Origin of the sequence: Bradyrhizobium sp. 63_E2_N1_3 (assembly GCF_052076005.1) — a bacterium.
Classification (GTDB): Bacteria; Pseudomonadota; Alphaproteobacteria; order Rhizobiales; family Xanthobacteraceae; genus Bradyrhizobium; species Bradyrhizobium barranii.
Genome location: NZ_CP197235.1, coordinates 5,623,605 through 5,648,039 on the forward strand (window position 1 = coordinate 5,623,605; position 24,435 = coordinate 5,648,039).

A 24,435-nucleotide genomic window follows, 5' to 3' on the forward strand; every position below is an offset into this window, starting at 1 on the left:
GCCTCAGTTCACCACGTAGACGTCGGGATCGAAGCTCGAGCTCGGCTTCTTGAAGGCGTTGCGCAAGGCCGCCGACATCGGGACATTGTAGTTGAGGCCGTTCGGCGCGGTCGGCGATTCCAGCCAGCGCTTGTAGAGCACCTCGATCTCCGGGCTCGCGTAAAGCTCGGCGGTGGCGCGGTCGGCGAGCGCCTTGAACGGCGCGTCTTCCCGCCGCAGCATGATCCCGAAGGGCTCGGCCTTCGAAAACGTCTCTTCGCTGATCATGAACAGCGCCGGCTCCTTCGAGCGCGCAATCGCGACCGCAAGCTGGACGTCGTCGAGCGCGTAGGCCTGAGCGCGGTCGGTTTCCAGCAGCAGGAACGCTTCGGCTTGATCCACGGCCGGCATTATTCTGATGCCGAGATTTCGCTCGGTGTTGACCTTGGCAAGCTGATTCAGATTGACCGAGCCGGCCACCGCCGTAACGGCCTTGCCCTTGAGGTCGTCAATGGTGCTGATTTTCGCGGCTTTCTTGGCCGCAAACCGGGTCGCGCTGAGGAAATGCGTGTTGGTGAAGGCGACCTGCTTCTGGCGGTCGGCGTTGTTTGTTGTCGCCGAGCAGTGCAGATCGAGGGTGCCGTTGACCATCAGCGGAATCCGGTTCGACGACGTCACGGCGAGCGTGTCGACGGCGATATCGGGCATGCCGAGCTGCTTCTTCACGGCATCCACGATCTTGAGGCAGATATCCATGGCGAAGCCGATCGGCTTCTGGTTGCCGTCGAGATAGCTGAAGGGGACCGAGGCCTCCTGATAGCCCAGCGTGATCTTCTTGGTCTCCTTGACCTTCTGGAGCGTGCCCGACAGGTCCTCCGCTGAAGCTGCGCCCGCAAGACATGTGACGGCCAGGATAATTGTGGGAAGACGCATCGGGGGCTCCTCAAGGGGGTCATGGGCTGCGCCGCGGCGCAACTCCAGGGTTCATAGCCCACAGCCCGGATGATCGCCAGACGAGGTTCCGTCTATCAGCTATTGCGGTTTTGTATGTACCACTGCGGGAGAAAATACCGTGCCGCGCCGTCAGGGTTGAGCGGGCCGCAGCGCAGGCGTCTCTGGTCTGACGACCAGTCAGCACAAGTTTTCAGAGTTGGCGCGCAATACCTTGCCTCTCGCGAGGCTGCCTCTCTCCTGCGATTTGATCCCGCATCGATTGCCGTGCGTTGCCTCGCCAAAAAGGACCGGTTGCCGTAAGCGCGGCCGGGACAACAAGGGATGGACGGCCGGGTGGCAAGTTCCGGGGAAACGCGTCGCGGCGCGAGCGAGGTGCTGCGCGTCGAAGGGCTGACCGTGCAGTATGGCGCGCTCGTCGCCCTGCGCGACGTGAGCTGGTCAGTCCATAACGACGAGATCCTCGGCATCATCGGCCCGAACGGCGCGGGAAAAAGCAGCTGCTTTGCCGCCGTCACCAATGCCGTCACCCATCGCGGCCGCACATTCCTCGACAAGGCCGACGTCTCGGCGCTCCGGACGTTCGACCTCGCCGGCCGCGGCCTGCGCCGCACCTTTCAGCAGAACTCGTTCTTCGGCGAACTGACCGTCCTGCAGAACGCGGTCTCGGCCATCTTCCGCGATTTCTCGACCGATCTCGCCACATCCCTGTTCGCGCCCTGGCGCGAGGCCACCACGCGCCGCGCAGCCGAACTGGCGGCTGCACAACTGCTCGACTTCTTCGGCATCGCCCGGCAGTACCATGACCAGCTTCCCGGCGACATTCCCTACGGCGTGCAGCGCCTGCTCTCGGTCGCACTCGCCTATGGCACCGGCGCAAAGGTGCTCCTGCTCGATGAACCCGCGGCCGGCCTCAGCGGCGGCGACATGAAGAAGCTCGCCGACGTCCTGATTGGCCTACGCAAGCGTAACCTCGCCCTCGTCGTCATCGAGCACCACATGGACCTCATCATGTCGATTGCCGATCGCATCGTCATGATCGACCAGGGTGCCATGCTGGCGACGGGAACGCCTGTTGACATCCAGCGCGATCCGCGCGTGCGCGAAGCCTATCTGGGACGCGACGAATGAGCGGCGTACTCCAGAGCGACGGTCTCTCAGTCCGCTACGCAGGCAATGTCGCGGTGTCAGGCGTCAATATCGGCGTGCCCGCGGGGCGAATGGTTGGCCTCGTCGGCGCCAACGGCGCCGGCAAGACCACGCTGGTCAATGCGCTCGCCGGCTGGTCCCGTGGCCGCGCCGTGGTCACCGGCAGCGTCCAGCTCGAAGGACGCAGCATCGAGAAACTCGCCGCGCACGAGCGGGTGGCGCGCGGCCTTACGCTGGTGCCGGAAGGCAAGAACATCTTTGCGGAGCTGACCGTCGACGAGAACCTGGCACTGGTGCGGCCGCCCGCGGACACGACCGGCCGGCATCTCTTCACCATCCCCGAGGTTTTCGAGTTCTTCCCGCGCCTCGCCGAGCGCCGTTCGCACAAGGGCGCAGCACTCTCCGGCGGCGAACGGCAGATGCTCGCGGTCGGGCGCGCCTTGCTCGCCGGCCCGCGCGTGCTGATGCTGGACGAGCCTTCCGCGGGCCTCGCGCCCCGGCTGATCACCGACCTGCTCTCCCGCATCCGCCTGCTGGTCGATCGCGGCCTGCCGGTGCTGCTGGTCGAGCAGAACATCAAGGCGGCGCTGAAGGTGGTCGACCACCTCTACCTGCTCGAACGCGGCAAGATCGTCGGCGAAGGTCCTGCCGACGTCATGGCCGCGGACCATCGCATCATCGAGGCCTATCTCGGCACCATCGCCGATGGAACGCCGGCATGAATATCGCGCAGCAGGTCATCAACGGCATCGTGCTTGGCTCCGGTTATGCCTGCATCGCGCTGGGCTGGACCATTTTGCTCGGCGTCGCACGACTGGTGAATTTCGCCCATGGCCAGCTCTACATGCTCGGCGCCTTCGTCACCTGGTACGCCATCACCAAACTGGGCCTGCCCTACCCGCTCGCCATTCTGGTGGCGATCATCGTGCTCGGCGTGATCGGCCTCCTGATGCAGAACGCGATGATGCGCCTGGTCATGACGCAGAACCTGACCAGCCTGATGATCGTGACGCTCGGTCTCGGCTACGTCCTGCAGGGCAGCAGCGCGCTGATCTTCGGCGGCAATCCGCAGACGCTGCCCGGAACATTGGCGCGCGCCAAGATCGACATCGGTCCGCTCTGGTTCACCTGGCAGGACGTGCTGGTGCTGGTCGTAACCCTTCTTCTTTACGGCGCAGTCTGGCTGTTCACCCAGCGAACCCGCTTCGGCTCGGTCATCCGCGCCGTCGCCGAGGACCCGAAGCTCGCAGAGCTGTTCGGGATCAACGCAAAGTTCGTCTATCTCGGCGTCTTCGTGTTCGAATGTTCCGCGGTCGCGCTGGGGGCGGCGCTGGTGGCGCCCCGCTCGCCGATCCTGACCAGCATGGGTTTCAACGAGGTCATCATGACCTTTGTCGTGGTCGTGCTCGGCGGCATCGGCTCGATCGGCGGCGCGCTCGCAGCCGGGCTCGGGCTCGGCCTGTTCACCGCCTTCTTCGGCGCGTTCGTCGCGCCGGCCTATACGACGGCGGCGGCCTTTGCGCTGTTGCTGGCGCTGCTCGTGATCCGTCCCGCGGGGCTTGCAACCAAATGACCGCGATCGAATCCCCGCAGCCCGCCTCGATCCCGTTCCTGCGCCTCGCCGCAGTCGCGGCCTTCGTCGTGATCGGCTTCCTCCTGCCGCGCCTGCTGGGCGGTACCTCGGTCGCCTATTCCACGCTGACCACGATCGCGATCTTCGCGGTGATGTGCTACGGCGCCGACATCGTGCTGTCCTATCTCGGCGAGGTCAGCCTCGGCCACACCGTGTTCTGGGCCATCGGCGGCTATGCGGCCGCGAACCTCTCGGTCAAATACGGACTGAACGGCTGGGCGACGGCGGCCGCGACAATCGCGCTGTGCCTCGCGGCCGCGGCCTTCCTCGGCGCCGTCACCTTGCGGACCCGCGAGTTCGTGTTCTCCCTCGTGACCTATGCGGCCGCCGTGGTCGCGTACGAGATCGCGTTCAACTGGGACGCCGTCGGTGGGTCCGACGGCATCGTCGGCATTCCGCCGCTGAAGCTCCCATTGCTCGTGACCAACTTCTCCGGCGCGATGCAGGAAGATCTCTGGCCGATCGCCTTCGCGCTGCTGCTGCTCACCCTCGCCTTCATCGCGCGCTTCCGCCGCTCGCGGCTGGGCACCACCGCGCTGATGGTACAGATGAACCCCGCGCTGGCCGCAAGCCTCGGCGTCGATCCGCGCCGGGTCAGGCTCGCCGTGTTCGTGATCTCGGCACCGATCACCGGGCTTGCCGGCTGGCTTTACGCCTATCAGCGCGCCTATGTCGGCCCCGACATGTTCGAGTCCTACTTCCTCGTCATGATGCTCACCGCGATCGTGCTGGTCGGGCGCCGTATCCTGCTCGGCCCCTTGATCGGCACCGCCCTCCTGATTGCCCAGCAGAACTTGCTGTCGCTCGGCGGCGACTGGAACAAGATCGTGTTGGGATCGGTGCTGGCGCTCGTCCTGATCTTCTGGCCCGCCGGGCTCGTGGGCCTCTACCGCCGTATCACCAAGAAGACGTAGAATGCATTGGGAGGAAGCGCATGCACAAGACGAAACTGGCTCTCGCGCTATTGTTGGGTCTCGCATCTGTGCCAGCTGTGGCGCAGGACATCAAGGTCGGCACCATCTTTCCGCTCAGCGGCGGCGCCGGCCCTGATGGCCAGACCGTGACCAACGCCGTCAAGCTGATGGTCCAACAGATCAACGACAAGGGCGGCCTGCTCGGCCGCAAGCTGACGGTGATCTCCAAGGACGACGAGAGCACGCCCGCGGTCGGCGTCAGCCGCGCCAACGAGATGGTTGCCGAGAAGGCGGACATCGTCATCGAAGGCTGGAACTCACCAGTCACATTGGCGATGCAGCCGATTCTCGCCCGCGGCAACATTCTCGACTTCACCGCGGTCTCGAAGTCGGATCTGATCCTCAGCGGCGAGACGAACCCTTACGCGATGCGCATCAACAGCTCGAACGGCCTCGATGCGGAAGTCATCGCAAAATACGTCGCCCAGACGATGAAGGCGAAGAAAATCGCGTTCCTCACCCAGAACGACGTCTATGGCAACGGCTTTCAGACCGCCGTCGAGGCCGAATTCAAGAAGATGAACTTTTCGGGTGAAGTCATCATGACCGAAAAGTTCGCGTTCAAGGACACCGATTTCCGCGTCCAGCTGACCAATATCAAGGGCGCCAATCCAGACGCCGTCATCGTCACCAGTTCGTCGAATTCCTCAGGCCTTCCCGCGCTGGTCGACCAGTATCGCCAGGCCGGCATAAAATCCACCTTCGTCGGCGCCGTCGGCATCATGCTGAGCACCGTGTACAAGGTCGCCGGCGACGCCAACAACGGCGTGATATCGGCCGACATCTTTTTCCCCGATCTGCCGCCGTTCACGACGCAGCCGGAGAGCGTAGCGTTCGTCGCGGCCTACAAGAAGGCCTACGGCGTTGATCCGGACAAGAGCGCCGCGCTCGGCGCCGCCGCCGTGCAGGTGTGGGCGCAGGCGGTCGAACAGACCAAGTCGCTCGATCGCAAGACCGTGGCAGAGGCGATCCGCGGCAAGCCCGTCAAGGGCACCGTGTTCGGCGACGTCCAGTTCCTGCCGAACGGCCAGATGCAGCCTCGCTATGTCGTGTTCGAGGTGGTCGACGGCAAGAACACCAAGCTCAAGGCATTGCAGTAACGACGGCATTCGTGCCATTGGAAGCGCTCGCCCGATCGTCAGGCGGGCGTTTCCCTGGTCGCCTCCTACTCGCAAGCGAGCTGCTGTTCGAACCAACCGGAGACGCGCTCCGATAGGGACGGCCACATGCGCTGAAAACTTCCGAGCTTGCCGACATTGACGCGGTACATCGCCCGCAACTCCTGCTCGATGGCCGGCAGGTCAACGCCCATGCAGGCCCCGTCCTTCGCGATCGTCTTGCCGGCGACGACGACCTCCTTCACCAGCGACGCATTGCCCCGCGCGAACAGAAGCGCCATGGGGTCGACGGGCATGATCTGATCTCGATTCAGCCGGTCGAGGTCGATCACGACGAAATCGGCGGGATTGCCTGCGACGAGCTCGCCGCTCCCGGGCGCGCCGGTGGCACGGCGCCCATTGCGGACGGCGAGCGCGAACAGCTCGGCCGGCGTCCAGGTCGCCCTGAAGCCGAGGCCGCCATGGGCCATCTGCACCAGCCGCATCTCGCGCAGGATGTCGTCGTCCTCGTCCAGCGCCAACCCGTCGACGCCGACCGCGATGGCGCAGCCACATTTGTGTGCGGCGGCGATCGGGGCGAGCCCCGAGCGCAGATGCATGTTCGAGCTGAAATTGGTGACGATGCGCGCGCCGGAGGCTGCGATCATCTCCAGCTCATCGGGACGGGCGTGGATGCAGTGCGCCAGCGTCAGCCGCTCCGAGAGGAAGCCGATATCGCGCAGCCAACGCACCATGTCCGGAAAGTTTTGGTCGGCCCAGGCGCGCTGATAGACGGTCTCCAGCAGATGCATGTGAATGCGGCGGCCCGTCTGCGCCGAGTTCTCCGCCATCGCCTCCAGCAGTGGCTTCGAACACCATTGCACGCCGGCGGGCCCGAGCTGCACGTCGACCATCGGGCCGGAGATGGCGGCGGCAATCGCATCGGTCAGCTCGATATAGGCCTTCGGAGACATCGGCGCGCGGACAAAGAGGTCTTCGATGCTCTTGCGGTCATCACTGGGGAGGCCGGAGAGAATCGGCTCGGCATCGCCATAAACGATCGGATTCAGGTCCCGCACCGCGAGGGCAAATGCCACGCGGATGCCGACATCGGATGCCGCCCTCGCAATCGCCTTGGCTTCATCGAGCAACGGCATCGTCCCGCTTGGGCGGGTGTAGTGCACCATCATCGCCGCGCAACCAGCCCTGGCGGAACGTGCCAGTGCGGAGGCCGCGGTCAGATAGGGATCGAAGGGCGTGCCGAGCGCGGTGCGCAGGATCCAGCTTTCGAGGGGCATGCCGACCGCCCCGAAGGACGACGCGGTCGCGCGCGCATGGTCATGGGCGTTGACGAAGGCAGGAATGACGAAGGAGCGAGGCCCGCCAGCAGGCCCCGCTCCTTCAAGAATGTCGGTGATGGTACCCTTATCGTGCCGCAGCACGACATTGTCGGTCACACCGAGATCAGGGCCACGGAACAGGCTGGTTGCCGCAATCTCCGTGGCCATGACCGTCTCTCCAAATTTAGTTGGCAGTATACACCAACTCCCGCTCCGCACGCGGCGGCAGGAACTCGCGCGAGAACACCTCTGCGGGTGTCGGCGCGCGGGCGAGCTGATAACCCTCGACCACGATGCCGATGGCGCGCGTCATGCGGTCATCCTTGATGTCGCCGATGCCGATCTCCTTCATCTCCGGCGAGACGATCAGCTTGTCGAAGGAATATTGCAGCCGGCGCTTCTCGACGGCGACGTCGATCAGATTGTCGTAGTTCAGCGCAGCCTTCATGCCGGCGTTCTGGTCCTTGGCCACTGCAATCGCGCCCTTGTTGATGGCGCGGACGAGGCCGGCCACGGCCTTCGGGTTCGACGCGATCAGCTTCTTCGAGACCATCACGCCGTTGGAATAGAGATCGAGGCCGTACTCACCGAACGAGAACCATTTGAAATCCTTGTCAGGGTCCTGGCGGTTGAGCACGAGGTTGAAATAGCTGGTGATGTTGAACACGAGCGCCGCGTCGATATCGCCCTTGATCAGCATCGGCTCCTGGAGGTTCGGGGCCATGTTGGAGATCTTGATCTTCTCGCCGTCGAGCCCGTTCTTGCGGGTGAACACCGGCAACAGCCGCGTCGTCGGCGTGCCCTGCGCGCCGCCCAGCGTGTGGCCCTCAAAATCCTTGATGGTGTTGATGCCGCTGGTCTTCTTGGCGACGATCGCGAACGGCGGCTGGTTCCACATCATGTAGACCATGACGGGCGCCTCCTGCGGCTTGGTCGAGGCGTTCTGGATGATGGCGTTGACGTCACCGAAGCCGGCGTCATAGGCCCCCGACATCACGCGCGTGACAGTGGCGCCGGAGCCCTCGCCCTGGTCGATGACGACGTTGAGGCCTTCCTCTTTGAAATAGCCGTTGTCCTTGGCGTAGAAGAATGCGGCATCGCTGCCTTGCGTCTTCCAACCCAGCGTGAACTTGATCGTGGTGTCGTCGGCCGTGGCAGCGCCCGTGGACAGAGCCAATCCCAGCAGCGCGACTGTTACTTTTCTCAACATCGAGACCTCCTCAAGCTTCGTTGCGTGACGGTTCAGAAATTCAGGTGGCGATCACGTCGTTCTTGCGCGTGGCCCAGCCGGTGACACGCCCTTCGATCAGCGAGAACACCGCGTAGAGCGCGACGCCGAGGCCGGCGAGCACGAACAGGCCGGCGAACACCAGCGGCACGTTGAAATTGGAGGACGCGGTCATCATGACGTTGCCGATGCCGCGGTTGGAGGCGACCGTCTCCGACAGCACGGCGCCGACGAAGGCGTAGGAGATCGCGACCTTCAGCGAGGCGAAGAAGAACGGCATGGTCCTGGGCAGACCGACGTTCCAGAGGATGTCGAACTTGCTGGCGCCGAGCGCCTTCAATACGTCTTCGAGCTCGGGCTCGGTGGTCGCGAGGCCCGTGGCGATATTGACGACAATCGGGAAGAAGCAGATCGACAGCGCCGTCAGCACCGCCGGCACCGTGCCGGAGCCGAACCACAGCACGAAGATCGGCACCACCGCGACCTTGGGGATCGAGGAGAAGCCGATCAGCAGCGGATAGCAGGTGTCATAGGCCGTCTTGGAGACGCCGATGATGGCGCCGAGGGCGACACCCAGCGCAACGCCGAGGACGAAGCCGAACATGGTGGTCGCGAGCGTCTGCACGATGTGCGGCCACAGCACCGGAAAGCGCTGAAACAGCGTGACAAAAACCTGTGATGGCCGCGGCAGCACCAGGTCCGACATGCCGGTCATCAGGCAGAACAGCTCCCAGGCGACGAAGAACAGCACGATCAGTCCCGCCGACCATGCCTTCTGCCTGACATCGATCCCGAACATCAGCCTGTCCCCTGTTGGGCTGCGCTGCGCGCATCCTCGATGAAGGCGCGCAGCTTCTGGTTCAGCGCGACGAAATCCGGCTCGAAGGTCATGGCAACGGTGCGCGGCCGCGCGAACTCCACACGGCTGTCATCGAGGATGCGGCCGGGACGCGCGCTCATCACGCAGATGCGGCTGGCGAGGAAACCGGCTTCACGCAAATCGTGCGTCACCAGCAACACGGTCGGCTTGTGCGTCATCCAGAGGTTCTGGAGGATCGCCCACAGCTCCTCGCGGGTAAACTGGTCCAGCGCGCCGAACGGCTCATCCAGCAGCAACATGCGCGGCTCGTGGATCAGCGCGCGGCAGAGATTGGCGCGCTGGAGCATGCCGCCGGATAGCTGCCAGGGATAGCGACTGCCAAATCCCCTAAGGCCGACCTGCTCCAGCAGCGCATTGGCCTTGTCGCGAAACTCGGTCTTACGCAGCTTGCGGAAGTTCGAGCGGAACGGCTCGACGATCTTCAGCGGCAACATGATGTTCCGCTCGATCGTCATCCACGGCAGCATGGTCGGGTTCTGAAAGGCCATGCCGACCCGCAGCGCCCGCGCCGCGACCTCGCGGCCGCCGACGATGACGACGCCGCTGGTCGGCTGCACCAGGCCGCTGACGAGACGCAAAATGGTCGATTTGCCGCATCCGGACGGGCCGACCAGTGCGACAAACTCGCCGTCGGCGATCCGCAACGTCGTCTTCGACAGAGCGGGCACGGCGCGGTCGCCGCGCCCGAAGGTCACGGTGGCCTCGGACAGCTCAATGGCGGTCGGGCCGGAGCCTTCGGGAACGGGCTGGCCGTCAAATTGGGCGTTGGGTTGCATGCGCATCACAGGCAAAGTGCATGCAAGCTGGGTGCCAGTCGGTCGTCCTCGCAAAATCAATGATTTGGCCAAACTCCCCGCCGGATGGCCGGATTCGATTTAGGCAATTCGGCTGCCAAACTGCATGCAACTGGAGCGCTGGATTGGACAAAGCCTGTGCTAAAGAGAGGTTTCGACCCTCCCCGCAAGGATTCGCCGATGGCGGCGCGCACCACCAGCAAGACGTCTGAATCATCGGACAAGGTCGGCGTGATCTGCCGCGCACTCAGGCGCGCGATCATCGAGCAGGCGCTGGAGCCCGGTGCAAAGCTGCCCGAGGATGCGCTGGGCGAACGTTTCGGCGTCAGCCGCACCATTGCGCGCCATGCGCTGGGACAGCTTGCTGCCGAAGGCCTCGTCGAGCTCCGCCGCAACCGGATCGCGGTGGTGGCAACGCCGAGCTGGCAGGAGGCGCGCGATGCCTTCGACATCCGCATCCAACTCGAGGGCCTTGTCGTCCGCCAGCTCGCGGGCAAGCTAAGCAAGAGCCAGATCGCCGAGCTGAATGCCCATGTCGATGCCGAGGACCGCGCACGCGGCGGCACGGATGCAGTTTCGATCCGGCTCGCCACCGAATTCCACATCCTGCTCGCGCACATGACGAACAGCCCGATCCTGGTGCGCTATGTCAGCGAGGTCGCCTATCGCTGCTGCCTGACGCTGTCACTCTACAGCCGACCGCATTCCACCGAATGCGCGATCAACGAGCACCGCGCCATCATCGCATCGCTCGCCAAGGGCGACGAAGCCAAGGTGATGGAACTGATGCACCATCATCTGGATTCCGTGGCCAATCGTGCATTGGTGGCCCCCACCCCGCAGCGTGGCCGCGATCTGCTCGATATCCTCGCGCCCTATGCGGACGAGGTGACGAGCGACCGCGTCGTCAAGCTGCCGAAAGTGGCTCGTCGCTAAAGCGCAGCGAATTGCGCTTTAGCTTTTCGTTTGCGCATGATCTTATCGGAAAACCGCTGCACACTTTTCCGGATCATGCGCGTGTTAAGCCTCGATCCCGCGCTGGACCAAAATCCGCTCTGCGCTATCGTTCCAGACGTCCATCTTCACGATCTGTCCGCCCCGCACGACGAAGCGGTCGACATAGCGATTGCCCTCGAACGGCGTGCCGTCCATCCACTCGCCATAGAGCATGCCGACGCTGTAGACGATGGTCTCGTCCGTGCCCGGACAGACGTCGAACCGGTCCATCTTCTTCTTGACCCAGCGATAGCGGTTCGCATTGAAGCCGGTCGGGCCGCGCGGATGATCGAACTCGCGCCCGCCGGTAAACGTGATCACCGTACCCGGCTTCATATAGGCCGCGGCGGCATCGGGATCGGGTATCATCGAGGCCGTGAGATAGGCCTCCACGATCTCGGCGTCGGTCATCGGGCGTTCGGCTTTTGCGGGGACAGACATGGTGGGCTCTCCGAGGTGGCGGCATTCTACAATTCACGCCCCAAAGTGTATGCACATTTTTTGAACAATTTGGTGGCATAACTGCACACAATCTGGAGCTGCCCGCTTCCCCAGCTTCCGCTAGGCTACCACAGCTGAATCCGACGCCATGACCGCCCAACCCGCCCTTGACCTGATCTTCCGCAACACGCTGTTGCGATCATCCGCCGCACCCGTCGATATCGGCGTGAAGGGCGGCCGCATCGCCGCGATCGAGCCGCAGCTTGCCTGCGAGGCCGTCGAGGTCGATGTCGGCGGGCGCCTCGCCCTGCCCGGGTTCGTCGACACCCACATCCATCTCGACAAGGCCTGCCTGCTCGGCCGCTGCGGGCACAATCACGGCAGCGTCTCGGACGCGATCCGCGCCGTGGCCGGGATGAAAAAGGATTTCACGGTCGAGGACGTCTACGCGCGCGGCGCAAAAGTGCTCGAGCGCGCCATCGTGCACGGCACGACGCGCATGCGGACCCATGTCGAGATCGACCCCCGCATTGCCTTGCGCGGCTTCGAGGCGGTCAAGGCGCTGAAGCGCGACTATGCCTGGGCCATCGACCTGTCGCTCTGTGTCTTCCCGCAGGAAGGCCTGACCAACGACCCCGGCAGCGATGAGCTGCTGGTGCAGGCGCTGCGCGATGGCGGCGAAGCAATCGGCGGCTGTCCCTATATGGACACCGACCCGAACGCGCATCTCGAACGCATCTTCGATCTCGCGCAGGAATTCGAAGTCGACGTCGACCTCCATCTCGATTTCGACCTCGACCCCTCCTGGTGGCACCTCGACGAGGTCTGCCGCCAGACCGAGCGGCGCAACTACGGAGGACGCGTGGCGATCGGCCATGCGACAAAACTCTCGGCACTGCCGCCGGAGCGGATGAAGGCGGCCACCGCGCAGCTGGCGACATCAGGCGTTGCCGTCACCGTGCTGCCCGCAACCGATCTTTATCTGATGGGCCGCGAAGCCACCCACAACGTGCCGCGCGGGCTGACGCTTGCGCACAAGCTCGCCGGCGACGGCGTGCTGTGTTCGGTCGCGACCAACAATGTGCTCAACCCGTTCACGCCGTTCGGCGACGCCTCGCTGCTGCGGATGGCAAATTTCTACGCCAACGTCGCGCACGCTTCGGTCAGCGACTTCGATACCTGCCTCGATCTCGTGACCGAACTGCCGGCGCGGCTGATGAACCTTGGCGATTACGGCATCAAGGTCGGCAACCCCGCCGATCTCGTCGTGCTCGAAACCCAGGACAGCCGCTTCGCCATCGCCGAGCTGCCGGATATCGTGATGGGCTTCAAGAGCGGCCGCCAGACGTTTGAGCGGCAGCGGCCCACCTTGTTCGGGCCGGGCTGACCGACTTTCCGCGCCTTGCGCCCGACCCGCGGCTTGCGCGATGATCATCGCAATCGACCAACGGAGCAACCGGATGGCCTTCGACACGATCTTCCTGAACGCGCGCTTCGACGGCGGAGCCCGGCATCACATCGCCGTCGCGGACGGCCGCATCGCCGCGATCACGCCCGTCGATGAACGTCCCGCCGCAAACGAGACCATCGACCTCGGCAACGTCCTCGTCGTTCCCGGCTTCGTCGAAGGCCACATCCATCTCGACACCAGCTTCTATGGCGACGCCTGGCGTCCGCACAAGCCATGCACCAACGGGTTCGACGTGCATGAGCGCGTCGCCTTCCAGGCCCAGAACATGGCCGTATCAGCGCCGATGGATGTGCGCGCACGCAACCAGCTCGATCTCTGCATCGGCCACGGCACCACGCAGATGCGCAGCCACGTCATGGTCGACGGCTCGGTCGGCCTGAAATCGCTCGAGACGATTTTGCGCGTGCGCGAGGAATACAAGGGCCTGATCGACATCCAGCTCGTCGCCTTCCCCCAGAGCGGCATCCTGATGAGCCCGGGCACGCCGCAATTGCTGGACGAGGCCATCGGGCTCGGCTCCGATCTCGTCGGCGGGCTCGATCCCGCGAGCTTCGATCGCGACATCGAGAAGCATCTCGACGTCGTGTTCGGTGTCGCCGGCAAGCACGGCGTCGACGTCGACATCCATCTGCATGACATGGGCACGCTGGGCGCATTCGAAATCGAGCAGATCGCGGCGCGGACGCGCGCGCTCGGCATGGCGGGACGCGTTGCCGTCAGCCATGCTTACGGGCTCGGCGACATCCCCATGGATCAGCTCAAGAAGATCGCCGACACCCTCGCCCGCTCGGGCGTCGCGATCATGACCAATGCGCCAGGCGCCCGGCCCTTCCCGCCGATCCTGGCCCTGCGCAATGCCGGCGTCACCGTCTTCAGCGGCAACGACAACATCCGCGATTCCTGGTGGCCCTATGGCGACGGCGACATGCTGCGCCGGGCCACGACGCTCGGCTATCGCTCGGGCTTCAATATCGACGAAGAACTGCGCGTCGCGTTCGATGTCGTCACCGTATCCGGCGCAAAGGCGCTGCGGCTCGAAGGCTATGGCCTGCGCGTCGGCGCCAAGGCCGATTTCGTGACACTGAATGCCGAGCATATTCCTGAAGCCGTTGTCGGCGTGCCGCAAGGGCGCCGTGTACAAGGAAGGCAAGCTCGTCGCATGCGACGGTAAGATTGTCGGGAAGCGCGGCTAATGATCGGATCTTTTCCGTTCGATTATACCGCTAGCTTTCCTCACTCCCCAATCCGGTAGAATCCCTGACCGTAAATACGCGCATTGCACGACGGGCCAAGGAGATCATACTAAGACACGCACTGACATCTGCGTTCTCCGGGGAAGTATCGAATGTTCAGCGCATTCAGCAGCATCGATTACCATTCCATTCGGGCCAACACGCCCGCCGAGATGGCCATCAAGCGACTGACCGGCATCGGCGAAGTCCTGTCGGGCATCGACATATCGGCAATCCACACGCAGGACGACATGGCCCGCGCGCTGTTGACGCTCGATACCGCCGACAAATGCATTCGCACGATTCTCACCGAGTTCCGCACCGAGCGCACCACGGAAGTCGTCCGCGAAGCCACGAGCCTGATGAGCCTGATCGAGCTCGCGCGCGACGAACTCTCGGACTACGCGGCGGCAGCAGAGTCTTGAGCTGAATGCGCGCTGGATCTCAGCGCTTGATCTTCGCCAGAATGCGATCCGCCTCGGTGCGCCAATCGGCGCTGCGGGCAAATTCCTTCGTCCCCTTGATGCCGAACAGCCCCTCGTCAGCGAGATCGGCAACCCAGGCCTGGCGCTCGGCGGTGCCCTGCGCCGACCATGGCGTGAGCCCGACCTCGCGCACGGTCTCCGCGACTTCACGCACCTCCTCGGCACGGCGACGGCCGTGCTCGATCACGCGCTGGAAGCAATAGGCGCCCTGCTTCTCCCAGTCGATCGCCGGAAACGTCTCCGCGAGCGAAGCCAGCACGGCGTCCTCGACGCCGTAGGCCCGCGCAGTGGTGAAGCTTTCGATGACCATGGCCTCAAGGCCCTTGATCATGATGCTGCGGCACATTTTCACGGCCGAGGACACGCCGAGCTTGTCGCTCGCGACCTTGGCCGCAAAGCCGATCGTATTCAGCAGCGGCTCCAGCTCCCTCGCGCCGGGCCCACCGAGCAGCAGCGGCACCTTGATGCGATAAGGCGGCACCGAGGTCATCACCGCGCCCTCGACATAGCGTCCGGCAGCGCCGTCGATCAACGCAGCGGCGCGCTGCTTGGCGCCGGGAGACGCCGAATTGAAATCGAGGAACCAGGTGCCCTGGTTGATTGCGCCAGCGCAGGCTTTTGCTACGGGCACGGCCTGGCTCGCCGTGACCGCGGAGATGATGAAATCGGATTTCGCGGTCAGCTCGGCGTGAGACGCCGCCAGCGTCACGCCGAACTTCGCCGCATGCTCCTTCAGCGGAGCGCCGTGCTCGCCTCCGAGCTTGATGTCGTAAGCGGCTACCTTGATATCCTGCTGCCGCAAATCCTCGGCCAGGATCCTGCCGACCTCGCCGTAGCCGACGAGCCCGATCTGCCAGCGCCTGGGATCACCTGCCATCAATTCAATCCTCGTGTCGTCTCGTCGAACAGCTCCTCGACCGCATAGCGGCGCGGGATCAGCGCCTGCTGGAATGCGTAGTCGACGATCAGCTCCAACGGTTTTCTGTTCGCCTCGATCCCGAACGGAACGAGGTCGGGCGTCGCCGCAGGTCCCACCTGCGCCTTGTTCCGCTCAAGCAGGTCATAAACGCCTGTAACTACGTCGGGGCGCGCTTTCGCAAGCTGCTCTGTCACGACCACGAGATGATTGACCGGGACGACGCCACGACGGGTGTACCATTTGGCAGCCTCTGCGGCAGGATCGGAGAATAGCGGCTTCAACGTGGGATGATCAGAGGCCTCGCCGAGGACGGCGTCGAGCTCGCCGTCGATCAGCATCTGCAAGATCTTCTTGTCCTTCGGCGCACGCTCGGTGCTGTCGACATATTCGGCAACGTGCGGATCCTCGAAGGTGATCCAGCGGATCTTGTCGAGATTGACACCGTAGTCGTTGGCGAGAATGCCCCTGATCCATGCGCCCGTCGTCGTCGTGAACGAGCGGATGCCGACGCGCTTGCCTTCGAGATCGGATGGCCCGAGCACTCCCCTTGCAGGGTTGTAGAGCGCGTAGGAATGCTGGAAGCGGCCGAGCATGGTGGCAGGCAGCAGCACCAGCGGCTTGCCATGCGCCTTCGCCATCAGATAGGTAACGATCGCCATCTCGCAGACGTCGAACGCCTGCTCGCGCACCATCGGCTTGAACGCCGTGTTGGTCGGCGTGTACGCGATGAAATCGAGGTCGAACAGGTTGGAGCGGAGTTCGCCGCTCTTCACCGCCTGCACGTGAGGGTGACTGCCGAGCACAGCCTTCAACTTGAGACGATCCATCCGCCCGCTCCGCTTCTCTGGTCCCGCTCAGACGTCCTCGGGATTGTCGACGTAGACCAGCCCGGCCTTCGCCAGCGCCTCGCGCATGCTGTACATATCGAGGCCCAATTCGCCCGAGGCCAGCCGCCTGCGCTTGCCGCCCTCGTCCGCGTTGCGCTTCTTCGCCTTTTCGGCGACCTCAGAGGCATAGCGCTTGGGCACCACGACGACGCCGTCGTCATCGGCCACGATCATGTCGCCCGGATCGACGTTGACCCCGGCACAGACCACGGGAATGTTGACCGAGCCGAGCGTCGCCTTGACCGTGCCCTTGGCCGAGACGGCGCGCGACCACACCGGAAACTTCATCTCGTGCAGCGCTTTGACGTCGCGGCAGCCGGCGTCGATGATCAGCCCCTGCACGCCGCGCGCCTGCAGCGACGTCGCGAGCAGCTCGCCGAACATGCCGTCGGTGTTATCGGTGGTGCAGCCGACGACGAGGATGTCGCCCTTCTTGCACTGCTCAACGGCGACATGGATCATCCAGTTGTCGCCGGGCTGTGCCAGCACCGTGACGGCGGGGCCAGCGATCGACGCGCCGGCCCAAACGGGCCGCAAGTAAGGCTTCATCAGGCCGAGGCGACCGTAAGCCTCGTGAACGGTCGAGACGCCGTATTCCGCCATCCCGGCGGGATCGGCACGCTTGATGTTGCGAACGACGACGGGCTTCATGCCAGCTCCTCCGCAACCGTCGGGAACAACCGCTGATAGGCCTCGCCATAGGTCATGGGCACGCCGGTGTTGCGGCTGCCCTGGATGCCGCGGTTGAGCGCGACGCGCTCGTAGTAACCCCAGAGATGTTTTTGCGCGGCGAGGATCTGGAACGCCTCGTACTTCTTCTTCCAGACCTCGTCGATCTTGAGGAGCAGGTCCGGCTTGTAGTTACACTGCTCGGGCTGGTGCGGCTCGAACAGGAACACCGGCGGCGCCGAATATTTGTACTGCGCGCCGGGCTTGTGGCCCATCGCCTGCGCGACCACGCGGGTCTCCTGCGCGAAATGCGCCGCGTTCGGATGGTCGAAATTATAGGGATCTTCCAGCGCATGCGTCAGCACGAAGCTCGGATTGAGCTCGCGGTAGATATCGACCATGCGGTCGAAATGCGCCTCGGTGAGCTTCAGCGGATAATCGCCGCAGTCGAAGAACTCGATCTCGGCGCCGAGCAGCTTCGCCGCCCGCTCCGCCTCGTCCTTGCGACCTGCCTTGACCGACTCCAGCGTCGCGCCTTTTTCCTTCCAGGCGAACTGGCTCTCGCCGCGCTCGCCAAAGGACATGCAGACGATCTTCATGCGATAACCCTTCTTCGCATGCAGCGCGATGGCGCCGCCGGCGCGCCAGACGAAATCGCCGGGATGGGCGGTGATCACGAGACCTGTTTTCATGGGACGAACTCCCCTCTTTCCTTGATAAGCAACGTATCGATCGCGAGCACCGTCATGTGTCGAACTCGAACAGACGCGCGGGATTATCGACGAGGATCTTCTGCTGGAATTCCGTCTCCGGCGCGAACAGCGGGATCAGGTCAACGAGGTCGCCGTCATTCGGCATCACCTTGACGTTGGGATGCGGCCAGTCGGTGCCCCAGATGACGCGGTCGGGCGCGGTCTCGACGATCTTGCGCGCGAACGGCACCGCGTCCGTGAACGGCGGTCCGGCCGAGGACACCCGCTCCGAGCCGCAGATCTTGACCCAGCATTTCTCGTCGCGCTGCATCAGCTCGATCAGAATCCTGAACGGAAGCTGGTCGAGCCCCTCGGACGCCCTCACCCGTCCCATATGGTCGATGGTGTAGCTCAGTGGCAGCTTTGCCAGCATGTCGGCATATTCGGGCAGATCGATCGCATCGAAATGCAGATCGATGTGCCAGCCGAGCGGCGCGACCATCGCGATGACGCGGTTGAACACGCCCTTGTCGGGGACGCCGCCGAGATGGCGCACGAAATTGAAGCGGCAACCGCGGAAGCCGCCCTCGTGCAGCACCTGGAGGCCACGCTCGGTGATGGTGTCGTCGATATTGGCAACCGCGCGATAGGCGCCATTGCTCTGCGCGATCGCATCGAGCGCGACCGTGTTGTCGGTGCCGTGCACGCTGGCATTGACGATGACGGCCCGCTCGACGCCGAGCTTGGCATGCAGCGCACGAAAATCCTCGAGCGGCGCATCCGGCGGCGTGTAGGAACGGTCAGGTGCATACGGATATGTCGCGCCGGGGCCGAAGATGTGGCAATGCGCATCGCAGGACAGCTTTGGCAGCTCGAACTTCGGCGTGCGAGTATTCGGATCGGGCGGCGGAATGGTCGGCGTGTACATCATCGTCATCACTTGAACCGCCGAGCGAGATCGCTTCTTTCAAGCCTTGCTGCTGACGACCGGCCGCCGCCGTACCGGCGCGGCCTGATCGAGCGCCGGCGCCTGGAAGGCGGCGACGGTGGCCTGCACCAATTGCTCGATGGCGCTGGCGGCATCGCTGCCGTCGGCCTCGCCGCGCGACAGGCGCGAGACGCGATCCGGCGTCACCAGCGAGTAATAGAGTGCGCCGAGCAGGAAGTGGCTGCGCCAGACGATGTCGGTGCGCGGAATATGCGGCAGGCTCTCGTGGACTGCGTCGATGAAGGCATGGCTGGTGTCGTCAAAGGTCTGCGCGATGATTTTTCGCACGACCTCGTTGCCTTCGGCGGACATCACGGCGCGCAGCCGCGTGAAGCGCGCCCCGCCCCCGGCGAGATCGCTGCCCGAGGTGAAGGCCGGCACCACATAGGCGCGCACGATCGCCTCCAGCCGGTCCTGGAGGTCGCGCACGCGCTTGGCTGCGGCGAGCAGCTCGGAACGGCGCAAATTCATCGGCCCGCAATGGCGCTGGTAGATCTCCAGCAGCAGACCGTCCTTGGTCTTGAAATGATAGGTCACACTGCCGGGATTGGCGCCGGCGGCCTGCGCGATGTCGCGCACCGAGACGGCATTGAAGCCGTTGGTGGCGAACAGCTCCTCGGCCGCGGCGAGGATCGCCTCGCGCATGTTCGGCTTGCGGGCCGTTTCCTTGCTGGTGGGCTTGCGTACCATGTGATTTGTACTATCGTACAAAAGATCAGGTCTCGTCAACAAGAACCATGGGCGGCGTCCGGACGGCTCGGAACACCGAGGCAGGATGCGAAAGCCCGCAAGGAGTGCTGGAAAATGCTGGGTTTGAACAAGACAATCGGCGGTTTGATGCTGGGTGCCGGTCTGCTGCTGGGCGGCGCCGCGCAGGCCGCCGACAATTACCCGAGCAAGCCGGTCCATATCCTTGTGCCCTATGCGGCGGGCGGCGCCGTCGACGTGCTCGCGCGTACGCTCGGCCAGGCGCTGGCGAAGACCTGGGGCCAGCAGCCGGTGATCGACAACCGTCCGGGCGCCGGCGGCATCGTCGCCTCGCAGGCGCTGACGCAGGCCGCCCCCGACGGCTACACGCTGATCCTGGTCGCGAGCGGCCATCCGCTCAACCAGTTCATCTATCCGAGCGTGCCCTACGACACGTTCAGGGATTTCACCGCGATCACCGAAGTCGCCTCCTCGCCGCTCGCGATCGTCGTCGCCAAGGACAGCCCCTACAAGACGCTCGGCGATCTCCTCGCCGCCGCAAAGAAGGAGCCGGACAAGCTCTCCTATGGCATGTCCGGCAACGGCACCTCCGCGCATCTCGCCGGCGAGCTGCTCAAATACATGTCCGGCAGCAAGATCGTCGCGATCCCCTACAAAGGCGGCGCACCGGCGCTGACCGCCGTGATCGCTGGCGAGATCCCCCTCAGCATCAATCCGCTGGCGGAAGCGATCGGCCAGCTCGAAGGCGGCCCGGTGCGCGCGCTCGCGGTGACCTCGGCCGAACGCTCCAAGGCGCTGCCGAATGTTCCGACCGTCGCGGAATCAGGCGTCCCCGGCTACGACGTCTCGGTCTGGTGGGGCGTTCTTGGGCCTGCCAAGATGCCGCCGGAGATCGTGGCGAAGCTGGAGACCGATCTGAAGGCGGCGCTGCAGGACCCGAACGTGCTGTCGACGCTGGGCAAGATCGGCGCGGCGCCGGTCGGCTCCTCCGCCAAGGACTTTGACGCCTACATGCACGCCGAGGCGACCAAATGGGAGCCGGTGCTGAAGGCCGCCGACATCCGCGCGCAGTGAGGCTCGTCACATGAGGACCTCTTCCCGGCGATTTGCGCGCACCGCCCTGCTCGCATTTGCAATGACCGGCCTGCTCGGCGCGCCCGCGCGCGCCGATGGCGAAGCAAAACTGCTGGCGCCGAGCGGCAGCTTGCGTGTCGGCATCTATCCGGGCAGCCCGACCTCGATGGTGACGGATGCGGCCGGCCAGCCGCATGGCCTCGCCTACGATCTCGGCGGCGAACTGGCCAAAAGGCTCGGCGTTGGCATCGACTATGTCAGGTTTCAGCGCGTCGCCGACATAGTCACCGCGATCCATGACGGCCAGGTCGATTTCACCGTGACCAACGCCACGCCGGCCCGCGCCAACGAGGTCAGCTTCAGCCAGCCCGTGCTGGCGATCGAGCTCGGCTATCTCGTCCCGGCGAACTCGCCGATCGGCAGGATCGAGGACATCGACAGGCCGGGCGTGAAGATCGGCGTCACCAAGGGCTCGACCTCGGAACGCACATTGCCGGCGAAGTTCAGGAGTGCGACCATCGTTCCCGCGGAAAGCGTCAAGGTCGCCATTGCCATGTTCGGCCGCGGCGAGATCGACCTCTACGCGACCAACAAACCGACGCTGTTCGAGATGTCCGACCAGATGCCGGGCGCGAAAATCCTCGACGGCAATTGGGGCGCCGAGCATATGGCCATCGCGATCCCCAAGGGGCGCGAGGACGCCCTTCCCCTGCTCAACCGCTTCGTCGCGGACGAGCAGTCATCCGGCGTGCTGGACACGATCCAGCAGCAGGCGGGCCTGCGCGGCGCGTCCAAGGCGGCGCGCGAGTAGCTCGCGGACTTGGGTGAGGTGTCCTCCCGCCCTGCCCAATACAGTATTCCCTCGATGCAACCGTCGCCGAACTGCGCTAACTTGCGTCGATCATGACTCGCCGAACCGGCAGCGCCGATCTTCCTCTCCACACCGGGCGGGTTCCGCCATGGCTTGCGAGCCGCATGTCGTCGCTGGGCGCAATCGTCACGCAGGCGATCGTGCATCATTATGGACGCGACGCCTTCCTCCAGCGGCTGTCGCATCCGTTCTGGTTCCAGTCGTTCGGTGCCGTGATGGGGATGGACTGGCACTCCTCCGGCATAACCACCTCCGTGATCGGCGCCCTGAAGCGCGGGCTCGGCCCGCTCCAGGACGAGCTCGGCATCTATGTCTGCGGCGGCCGCGGCCAGCATTCGCGCAAGACGCCTGACGAGCTGTTGCAGCTCGGCGATCGCGTCGGCTTCGACGGTGCGAGCCTCACGCGGGCCAGTCGCCTGGTCGCCAAGGTCGACAGCGCCGCGGTCCAGGACGGTTTTGATCTGTACTTGCATGGCTTCTTCGTCACTGCAGACGCCAAATGGACTGTGGTGCAGCAGGGCATGAACGGCGACAAGCGGCAGGCCCGCCGCTATCACTGGCATTCCGAGGCCTTGAAGAGTTTTGTCGACACGCCGCATAGCGCGATCGACGGACCGCAGCAGGGCGAGATCGTCAATCTCACCGATCACCGCGCCGATGTCTCGCGCGCCGCGCAGCTCGAACTGTTGAGCGGTCTCGGCCCCGATCGCATCCTCGCAGAATTCGAACGCCTCGTTGGGACGGCGCCCGCGCCGGCGCAGGCGATGCTGCCGCATCTGATCATGCCCGCGCATCATGATGTCAGGCCCAAGGACGTGTTCGCACGCCGCCTGCACGGCACGCTGGCCGCCGCGGCCGAACGCGGCCCGGTCGATTTTCCGGAATTGCTGCTGACGCCCGGCGTCGGCGCGCGCACCGTGCGCTCGCTGGCGATGGTCGCCGAGGTCGTGCATGGCGCGCCCTATCGCTTCAACGATCCCGCGCGCTTCTCGCTCGCCCATGGCGGCAAGGACCGGCATCCCTACCCCGTCCCGATCAAGGTCTATGACGAAACCATCCGCGTGCTGAAGGGCGCGATCCAGAACGCCAAGCTCGGACGCGAAGAGGAGATGCAGGCGATCAGGCGCCTCGACGACCAGGCGCGGCGGCTGGAGCGGACTGCCAGCGGTCCGTCGGTCGAGGCCTACATCGCCGGAGAGCGTGAAGCCTCGCCCGATCTCGACGGCCGCTCCGTGTTCGGCTGGGAGCGCGATGTCGTGGCGTCACGGAAATCGACGGGCTGACTGTCCACCGCGACGACCGGCAACTCCGCGATGGCACGCATGCCCGGCCGCTTGCGCCAGTGAATCTGCGCGGGATCGACGGCGAGACCGAGCTTCGGCCATCGCGCAAACAGCGCCTCCAGCGCGCAGGCCGCCTCGATCCGTGCGAGCTGATGGCCGAGACAGAAGTGAATTCCCGTTCCGAATGAGATGTGGCGGTTCGGCTTGCGCGTGAGGTCGGGCCGCTCGGGCTGGTCATGCACCGCCGGATCCATGTTCGCCGCGGCGAGCATGACCATGACGCGATCGCCCTGTTTCAGCGGCACGCCCGCAAGCTCGATATCCCGCCGCACATAGCGCGGCTTGGAAAACTGCACCGGTGACACGAAGCGCAAAAACTCCTCGACGGCGAGCCCGACGCGGCTCCGGTCTTCCTCCAGCCAATCACGCAAGCCCGGATTTCTGAGGAGCTCATAGACCGAGCCGCTGATCAGATGCGTCGTGGTCTCCGATCCTGCCGCGAGCAGCAGGAACACCATCGACACCATTTCGTCCGGCGTGATCTGGCCGCCCTCACGCTCGACCTGAACCAGCTCGGCAATCAGGCCCTCGCCGCCCTGCACCCGTGCGACCTGCAACTGCCGTTCGAGATAGGCGCGCATCTTGCGAAACGCGAGCAGCAGGCGGAAGAAGCTGACGACATTCGTCAGCGACGACATCTTGTTGGCCCAGGCGATGAATCGCGGGCGATCGGCCGCAGGCAGGCCCAGCAATTCGCAGATCACCGACACCGGCAGGATGCGGGCGTAACGCTGGACGAGGTCGGCGGGGCTGCCATCGGCAAACAGGTCGTTCGCCAAGCCGTCGGCGATGGCGCGAATGCGTGGCTCCATCGCCACGATCGCGCGGCGGCGAAAAGCCTCGTCCACGATGCTGCGCAGCCTCGTGTGATCAGGCTCGTCCATCGTCAGCATGTTGTTGGCGATGGTGGTGACCAGTTTTGGCATCCACCAGCGCAGGCCAGCGACTTTGCCGTCCCCCTTGCGCAGCGTGAAGGTGGTGCCGTCCTTCAGGACCTGCGCCGTGGCGTCATGGGTCGTGGTGACCCAGACATCGCCGACCAGAGGAAATCGCGACGCGATCACGGGGCCGGACGCGCGCAGCGCCGCGATCGCCTTGGACGGATCGCGGAAAAAGGCCTCGCTGGTGAAATCGAGGCGCGGTGTCATGGGATCACCGTATTGGTTGGTGGCGCCTCAACCAGATGGTGTGTACGAGGCGACGCGCAAGGGCCGGAACCGCGCGAAAAGAAGAGAGCCTATCCGCGCCCCGGCGAGCGCTGACCGGTCTTGCGCTGCTGATTGGTGTAGGCGTCCCAATGGCTCCAGCTACCGTTGGCGAGGCTTTGCAGATCGGTGCCGAGGGGGCGGCGCGTGCGCTTGTCGTGATCGGCGATCACGCGCTCGGACTGCGCGATCTTGCGCTTGAATTCCGCGATCGCCTTCTGGGTCTGCCCGTCCCGCTTCGAAGACGCGATCTCGCCCATCGTGAAGCGCGCGGTCTCGAGCGCCTTCAACTCGGCGCGGTTCTTCTTCAACTGAACCCGGTGCCAGGCGATGTTGCTGTCGCTGTCCGCAACCATGTGGGAACTCCGCTGATTCGTTCCCACAGTGTATCGCGCGCGGAATCGGCGCCGCAACGCCCGCCAAACGGCG

25 protein-coding genes and 1 pseudogene are annotated in these 24,435 nt (G+C 64.6%); 12 read left to right on the forward strand and 14 right to left on the reverse strand.

What is annotated here, in order from left to right; translation table 11 throughout:
* Positions 1 to 3: 3 nt before the first annotated feature.
* Positions 4 to 912, reverse strand: coding sequence for an amino acid ABC transporter substrate-binding protein (locus tag AB7531_RS27170; RefSeq protein ID WP_063983922.1), 909 nt, complete (start codon positions 910 to 912; stop codon positions 4 to 6).
* A gap of 354 nt (positions 913 to 1,266) precedes the next feature.
* On the opposite strand from AB7531_RS27170, the gene AB7531_RS27175 reads away from it, so the two are divergent.
* The 5 genes from AB7531_RS27175 to AB7531_RS27195 are packed head-to-tail and all read left to right on the forward strand — an operon-like array spanning position 1,267 to position 5,786.
* Positions 1,267 to 2,061 (forward strand): ABC transporter ATP-binding protein, encoded by a 795-nt coding sequence (locus AB7531_RS27175; protein WP_223153603.1) that lies wholly within the window; start codon positions 1,267 to 1,269, stop codon positions 2,059 to 2,061.
* A complete protein-coding gene (locus tag AB7531_RS27180) occupies positions 2,058 to 2,801 on the forward strand; it encodes an ABC transporter ATP-binding protein (protein WP_063983924.1) in 744 nt (247 codons plus the stop codon). The genes AB7531_RS27175 and AB7531_RS27180 overlap by 4 nt, the downstream gene beginning before the upstream one ends.
* On the forward strand, positions 2,798 to 3,652 hold the full coding sequence (locus AB7531_RS27185) for a branched-chain amino acid ABC transporter permease (RefSeq protein WP_063983925.1): 855 nt from the start codon (positions 2,798 to 2,800) through the stop codon (positions 3,650 to 3,652). Before AB7531_RS27180 ends, AB7531_RS27185 begins: the two co-directional genes overlap by 4 nt.
* Positions 3,649 to 4,626, forward strand: a complete 978-nt coding sequence (locus AB7531_RS27190; RefSeq protein WP_063983926.1) for a branched-chain amino acid ABC transporter permease — start codon at positions 3,649 to 3,651, stop codon at positions 4,624 to 4,626. Before AB7531_RS27185 ends, AB7531_RS27190 begins: the two co-directional genes overlap by 4 nt.
* 20 nt (positions 4,627 to 4,646) lie before the next feature.
* Entirely contained in the window at positions 4,647 to 5,786 is a 1,140-nt protein-coding gene (locus tag AB7531_RS27195) for an ABC transporter substrate-binding protein (protein WP_063983927.1), read from the forward strand.
* Positions 5,787 to 5,851: 65 nt separating this feature from the next.
* On the opposite strand, the gene AB7531_RS27200 is transcribed toward AB7531_RS27195, so the two are convergent.
* The 4 genes from AB7531_RS27200 to AB7531_RS27215 are packed head-to-tail and all read right to left on the reverse strand — an operon-like array spanning position 5,852 to position 10,007.
* Positions 5,852 to 7,291, reverse strand: coding sequence for an amidohydrolase family protein (locus AB7531_RS27200; protein ID WP_063983928.1), 1,440 nt, complete (start codon positions 7,289 to 7,291; stop codon positions 5,852 to 5,854).
* Between the two features lie 16 nt (positions 7,292 to 7,307).
* Positions 7,308 to 8,333 carry an ABC transporter substrate-binding protein gene (locus tag AB7531_RS27205; RefSeq protein WP_063983929.1) on the reverse strand — a complete coding sequence of 342 codons (1,026 nt, stop codon included), beginning with the start codon at positions 8,331 to 8,333 and terminating at the stop codon, positions 7,308 to 7,310.
* A gap of 40 nt (positions 8,334 to 8,373) precedes the next feature.
* Positions 8,374 to 9,150, reverse strand: coding sequence for an ABC transporter permease (locus tag AB7531_RS27210; protein ID WP_063983930.1), 777 nt, complete (start codon positions 9,148 to 9,150; stop codon positions 8,374 to 8,376).
* Entirely contained in the window at positions 9,150 to 10,007 is an 858-nt protein-coding gene (locus AB7531_RS27215) for an ABC transporter ATP-binding protein (RefSeq protein ID WP_063986446.1), read from the reverse strand. The genes AB7531_RS27210 and AB7531_RS27215 overlap by 1 nt, the downstream gene beginning before the upstream one ends.
* 198 nt (positions 10,008 to 10,205) lie before the next feature.
* Here AB7531_RS27215 and AB7531_RS27220 point away from each other — a divergent pair, with 198 nt between their 5' ends.
* On the forward strand, positions 10,206 to 10,961 hold the full coding sequence (locus tag AB7531_RS27220) for a GntR family transcriptional regulator (RefSeq protein WP_231144594.1): 756 nt from the start codon (positions 10,206 to 10,208) through the stop codon (positions 10,959 to 10,961).
* An 84-nt stretch (positions 10,962 to 11,045) separates the two neighbouring features.
* Here the strand turns inward: AB7531_RS27220 and AB7531_RS27225 are convergent, their stop codons facing one another.
* Positions 11,046 to 11,462: a hypothetical protein gene (locus tag AB7531_RS27225; protein ID WP_063983932.1), complete on the reverse strand. Its 417-nt coding sequence runs from the start codon at positions 11,460 to 11,462 to the stop codon at positions 11,046 to 11,048.
* Positions 11,463 to 11,610: 148 nt separating this feature from the next.
* Here AB7531_RS27225 and AB7531_RS27230 point away from each other — a divergent pair, with 148 nt between their 5' ends.
* From AB7531_RS27230 to AB7531_RS27240, 3 genes and pseudogenes are all read left to right on the forward strand, one after another.
* A complete protein-coding gene (locus AB7531_RS27230) occupies positions 11,611 to 12,849 on the forward strand; it encodes an amidohydrolase family protein (protein ID WP_441280186.1) in 1,239 nt (412 codons plus the stop codon).
* A gap of 73 nt (positions 12,850 to 12,922) precedes the next feature.
* Positions 12,923 to 14,126: pseudogene (locus AB7531_RS27235) on the forward strand (amidohydrolase family protein).
* Between the two features lie 152 nt (positions 14,127 to 14,278).
* Positions 14,279 to 14,590 carry a hypothetical protein gene (locus AB7531_RS27240; RefSeq protein ID WP_063983934.1) on the forward strand — a complete coding sequence of 104 codons (312 nt, stop codon included), beginning with the start codon at positions 14,279 to 14,281 and terminating at the stop codon, positions 14,588 to 14,590.
* A gap of 19 nt (positions 14,591 to 14,609) precedes the next feature.
* On the opposite strand, the gene AB7531_RS27245 is transcribed toward AB7531_RS27240, so the two are convergent.
* Genes AB7531_RS27245 through AB7531_RS27270 form a run of 6 tightly spaced genes read right to left on the reverse strand, consistent with a single transcriptional unit; the run spans position 14,610 to position 19,495 of the window.
* Entirely contained in the window at positions 14,610 to 15,527 is a 918-nt protein-coding gene (locus AB7531_RS27245; protein ID WP_063983935.1) for an NAD(P)-dependent oxidoreductase, read from the reverse strand.
* Positions 15,527 to 16,396, reverse strand: a complete 870-nt coding sequence (locus AB7531_RS27250) for a hypothetical protein (protein ID WP_063983936.1) — start codon at positions 16,394 to 16,396, stop codon at positions 15,527 to 15,529. Before AB7531_RS27250 ends, AB7531_RS27245 begins: the two co-directional genes overlap by 1 nt.
* 27 nt (positions 16,397 to 16,423) lie before the next feature.
* Positions 16,424 to 17,107 carry a 4-carboxy-4-hydroxy-2-oxoadipate aldolase/oxaloacetate decarboxylase gene (locus AB7531_RS27255; protein ID WP_063983937.1) on the reverse strand — a complete coding sequence of 228 codons (684 nt, stop codon included), beginning with the start codon at positions 17,105 to 17,107 and terminating at the stop codon, positions 16,424 to 16,426.
* A complete protein-coding gene (locus tag AB7531_RS27260; protein ID WP_063983938.1) occupies positions 17,104 to 17,817 on the reverse strand; it encodes a PIG-L deacetylase family protein in 714 nt (237 codons plus the stop codon). Before AB7531_RS27260 ends, AB7531_RS27255 begins: the two co-directional genes overlap by 4 nt.
* Before the next feature lie 52 nt (positions 17,818 to 17,869).
* A complete protein-coding gene (locus tag AB7531_RS27265; protein ID WP_063983939.1) occupies positions 17,870 to 18,754 on the reverse strand; it encodes an amidohydrolase family protein in 885 nt (294 codons plus the stop codon).
* A gap of 30 nt (positions 18,755 to 18,784) precedes the next feature.
* Positions 18,785 to 19,495, reverse strand: coding sequence for a TetR/AcrR family transcriptional regulator (locus tag AB7531_RS27270; protein ID WP_063983940.1), 711 nt, complete (start codon positions 19,493 to 19,495; stop codon positions 18,785 to 18,787).
* Positions 19,496 to 19,609: 114 nt separating this feature from the next.
* Between AB7531_RS27270 and AB7531_RS27275 the strand changes: the two genes are divergently transcribed.
* The 3 genes from AB7531_RS27275 to AB7531_RS27285 all read left to right on the forward strand — a co-directional run bounded on the left by AB7531_RS27275 (position 19,610) and on the right by AB7531_RS27285 (position 22,741).
* Entirely contained in the window at positions 19,610 to 20,587 is a 978-nt protein-coding gene (locus AB7531_RS27275; protein ID WP_063983941.1) for a tripartite tricarboxylate transporter substrate binding protein, read from the forward strand.
* A 10-nt stretch (positions 20,588 to 20,597) separates the two neighbouring features.
* Positions 20,598 to 21,398, forward strand: a complete 801-nt coding sequence (locus tag AB7531_RS27280) for an ABC transporter substrate-binding protein (RefSeq protein WP_063983942.1) — start codon at positions 20,598 to 20,600, stop codon at positions 21,396 to 21,398.
* Between the two features lie 92 nt (positions 21,399 to 21,490).
* On the forward strand, positions 21,491 to 22,741 hold the full coding sequence (locus tag AB7531_RS27285) for a DUF763 domain-containing protein (RefSeq protein WP_063983943.1): 1,251 nt from the start codon (positions 21,491 to 21,493) through the stop codon (positions 22,739 to 22,741).
* Here the strand turns inward: AB7531_RS27285 and AB7531_RS27290 are convergent.
* Together AB7531_RS27290 and AB7531_RS27295 are read right to left on the reverse strand one after the other, a co-directional pair.
* Positions 22,642 to 23,949 (reverse strand): cytochrome P450 family protein, encoded by a 1,308-nt coding sequence (locus tag AB7531_RS27290; RefSeq protein WP_063983944.1) that lies wholly within the window; start codon positions 23,947 to 23,949, stop codon positions 22,642 to 22,644. The genes AB7531_RS27285 and AB7531_RS27290 overlap by 100 nt on opposite strands.
* An 89-nt stretch (positions 23,950 to 24,038) precedes the next feature.
* Positions 24,039 to 24,362 (reverse strand): hypothetical protein, encoded by a 324-nt coding sequence (locus tag AB7531_RS27295; RefSeq protein ID WP_063983945.1) that lies wholly within the window; start codon positions 24,360 to 24,362, stop codon positions 24,039 to 24,041.
* Between the last annotated feature and the right edge of the window lie 73 nt (positions 24,363 to 24,435).

Excerpts from the sequence above, each read along its gene's own strand:
- AB7531_RS27170 (WP_063983922.1), bottom strand. The coding sequence starts at position 912 with ATGCGTCTTCCCACAATTATCCTGGCCGTCACATGTCTTGCGGGCGCA.
- AB7531_RS27180 (WP_063983924.1), top strand. The coding sequence starts at position 2,058 with ATGAGCGGCGTACTCCAGAGCGACGGTCTCTCAGTCCGCTACGCAGGC.
- AB7531_RS27185 (WP_063983925.1), top strand. The coding sequence starts at position 2,798 with ATGAATATCGCGCAGCAGGTCATCAACGGCATCGTGCTTGGCTCCGGT.
- AB7531_RS27190 (WP_063983926.1), top strand. The coding sequence starts at position 3,649 with ATGACCGCGATCGAATCCCCGCAGCCCGCCTCGATCCCGTTCCTGCGC.
- AB7531_RS27195 (WP_063983927.1), top strand. The coding sequence starts at position 4,647 with ATGCACAAGACGAAACTGGCTCTCGCGCTATTGTTGGGTCTCGCATCT.
- AB7531_RS27200 (WP_063983928.1), bottom strand. The coding sequence starts at position 7,291 with ATGGCCACGGAGATTGCGGCAACCAGCCTGTTCCGTGGCCCTGATCTC.
- AB7531_RS27205 (WP_063983929.1), bottom strand. The coding sequence starts at position 8,333 with ATGTTGAGAAAAGTAACAGTCGCGCTGCTGGGATTGGCTCTGTCCACG.
- AB7531_RS27210 (WP_063983930.1), bottom strand. The coding sequence starts at position 9,150 with ATGTTCGGGATCGATGTCAGGCAGAAGGCATGGTCGGCGGGACTGATC.
- AB7531_RS27215 (WP_063986446.1), bottom strand. The coding sequence starts at position 10,007 with ATGCAACCCAACGCCCAATTTGACGGCCAGCCCGTTCCCGAAGGCTCC.
- AB7531_RS27220 (WP_231144594.1), top strand. The coding sequence starts at position 10,206 with ATGGCGGCGCGCACCACCAGCAAGACGTCTGAATCATCGGACAAGGTC.
- AB7531_RS27225 (WP_063983932.1), bottom strand. The coding sequence starts at position 11,462 with ATGTCTGTCCCCGCAAAAGCCGAACGCCCGATGACCGACGCCGAGATC.
- AB7531_RS27230 (WP_441280186.1), top strand. The coding sequence starts at position 11,611 with ATGACCGCCCAACCCGCCCTTGACCTGATCTTCCGCAACACGCTGTTG.
- AB7531_RS27240 (WP_063983934.1), top strand. The coding sequence starts at position 14,279 with ATGTTCAGCGCATTCAGCAGCATCGATTACCATTCCATTCGGGCCAAC.
- AB7531_RS27245 (WP_063983935.1), bottom strand. The coding sequence starts at position 15,527 with ATGGCAGGTGATCCCAGGCGCTGGCAGATCGGGCTCGTCGGCTACGGC.
- AB7531_RS27250 (WP_063983936.1), bottom strand. The coding sequence starts at position 16,396 with ATGGATCGTCTCAAGTTGAAGGCTGTGCTCGGCAGTCACCCTCACGTG.
- AB7531_RS27255 (WP_063983937.1), bottom strand. The coding sequence starts at position 17,107 with ATGAAGCCCGTCGTCGTTCGCAACATCAAGCGTGCCGATCCCGCCGGG.
- AB7531_RS27260 (WP_063983938.1), bottom strand. The coding sequence starts at position 17,817 with ATGAAAACAGGTCTCGTGATCACCGCCCATCCCGGCGATTTCGTCTGG.
- AB7531_RS27265 (WP_063983939.1), bottom strand. The coding sequence starts at position 18,754 with ATGACGATGATGTACACGCCGACCATTCCGCCGCCCGATCCGAATACT.
- AB7531_RS27270 (WP_063983940.1), bottom strand. The coding sequence starts at position 19,495 with ATGGTACGCAAGCCCACCAGCAAGGAAACGGCCCGCAAGCCGAACATG.
- AB7531_RS27275 (WP_063983941.1), top strand. The coding sequence starts at position 19,610 with ATGCTGGGTTTGAACAAGACAATCGGCGGTTTGATGCTGGGTGCCGGT.
- AB7531_RS27280 (WP_063983942.1), top strand. The coding sequence starts at position 20,598 with ATGAGGACCTCTTCCCGGCGATTTGCGCGCACCGCCCTGCTCGCATTT.
- AB7531_RS27285 (WP_063983943.1), top strand. The coding sequence starts at position 21,491 with ATGACTCGCCGAACCGGCAGCGCCGATCTTCCTCTCCACACCGGGCGG.
- AB7531_RS27290 (WP_063983944.1), bottom strand. The coding sequence starts at position 23,949 with ATGACACCGCGCCTCGATTTCACCAGCGAGGCCTTTTTCCGCGATCCG.
- AB7531_RS27295 (WP_063983945.1), bottom strand. The coding sequence starts at position 24,362 with ATGGTTGCGGACAGCGACAGCAACATCGCCTGGCACCGGGTTCAGTTG.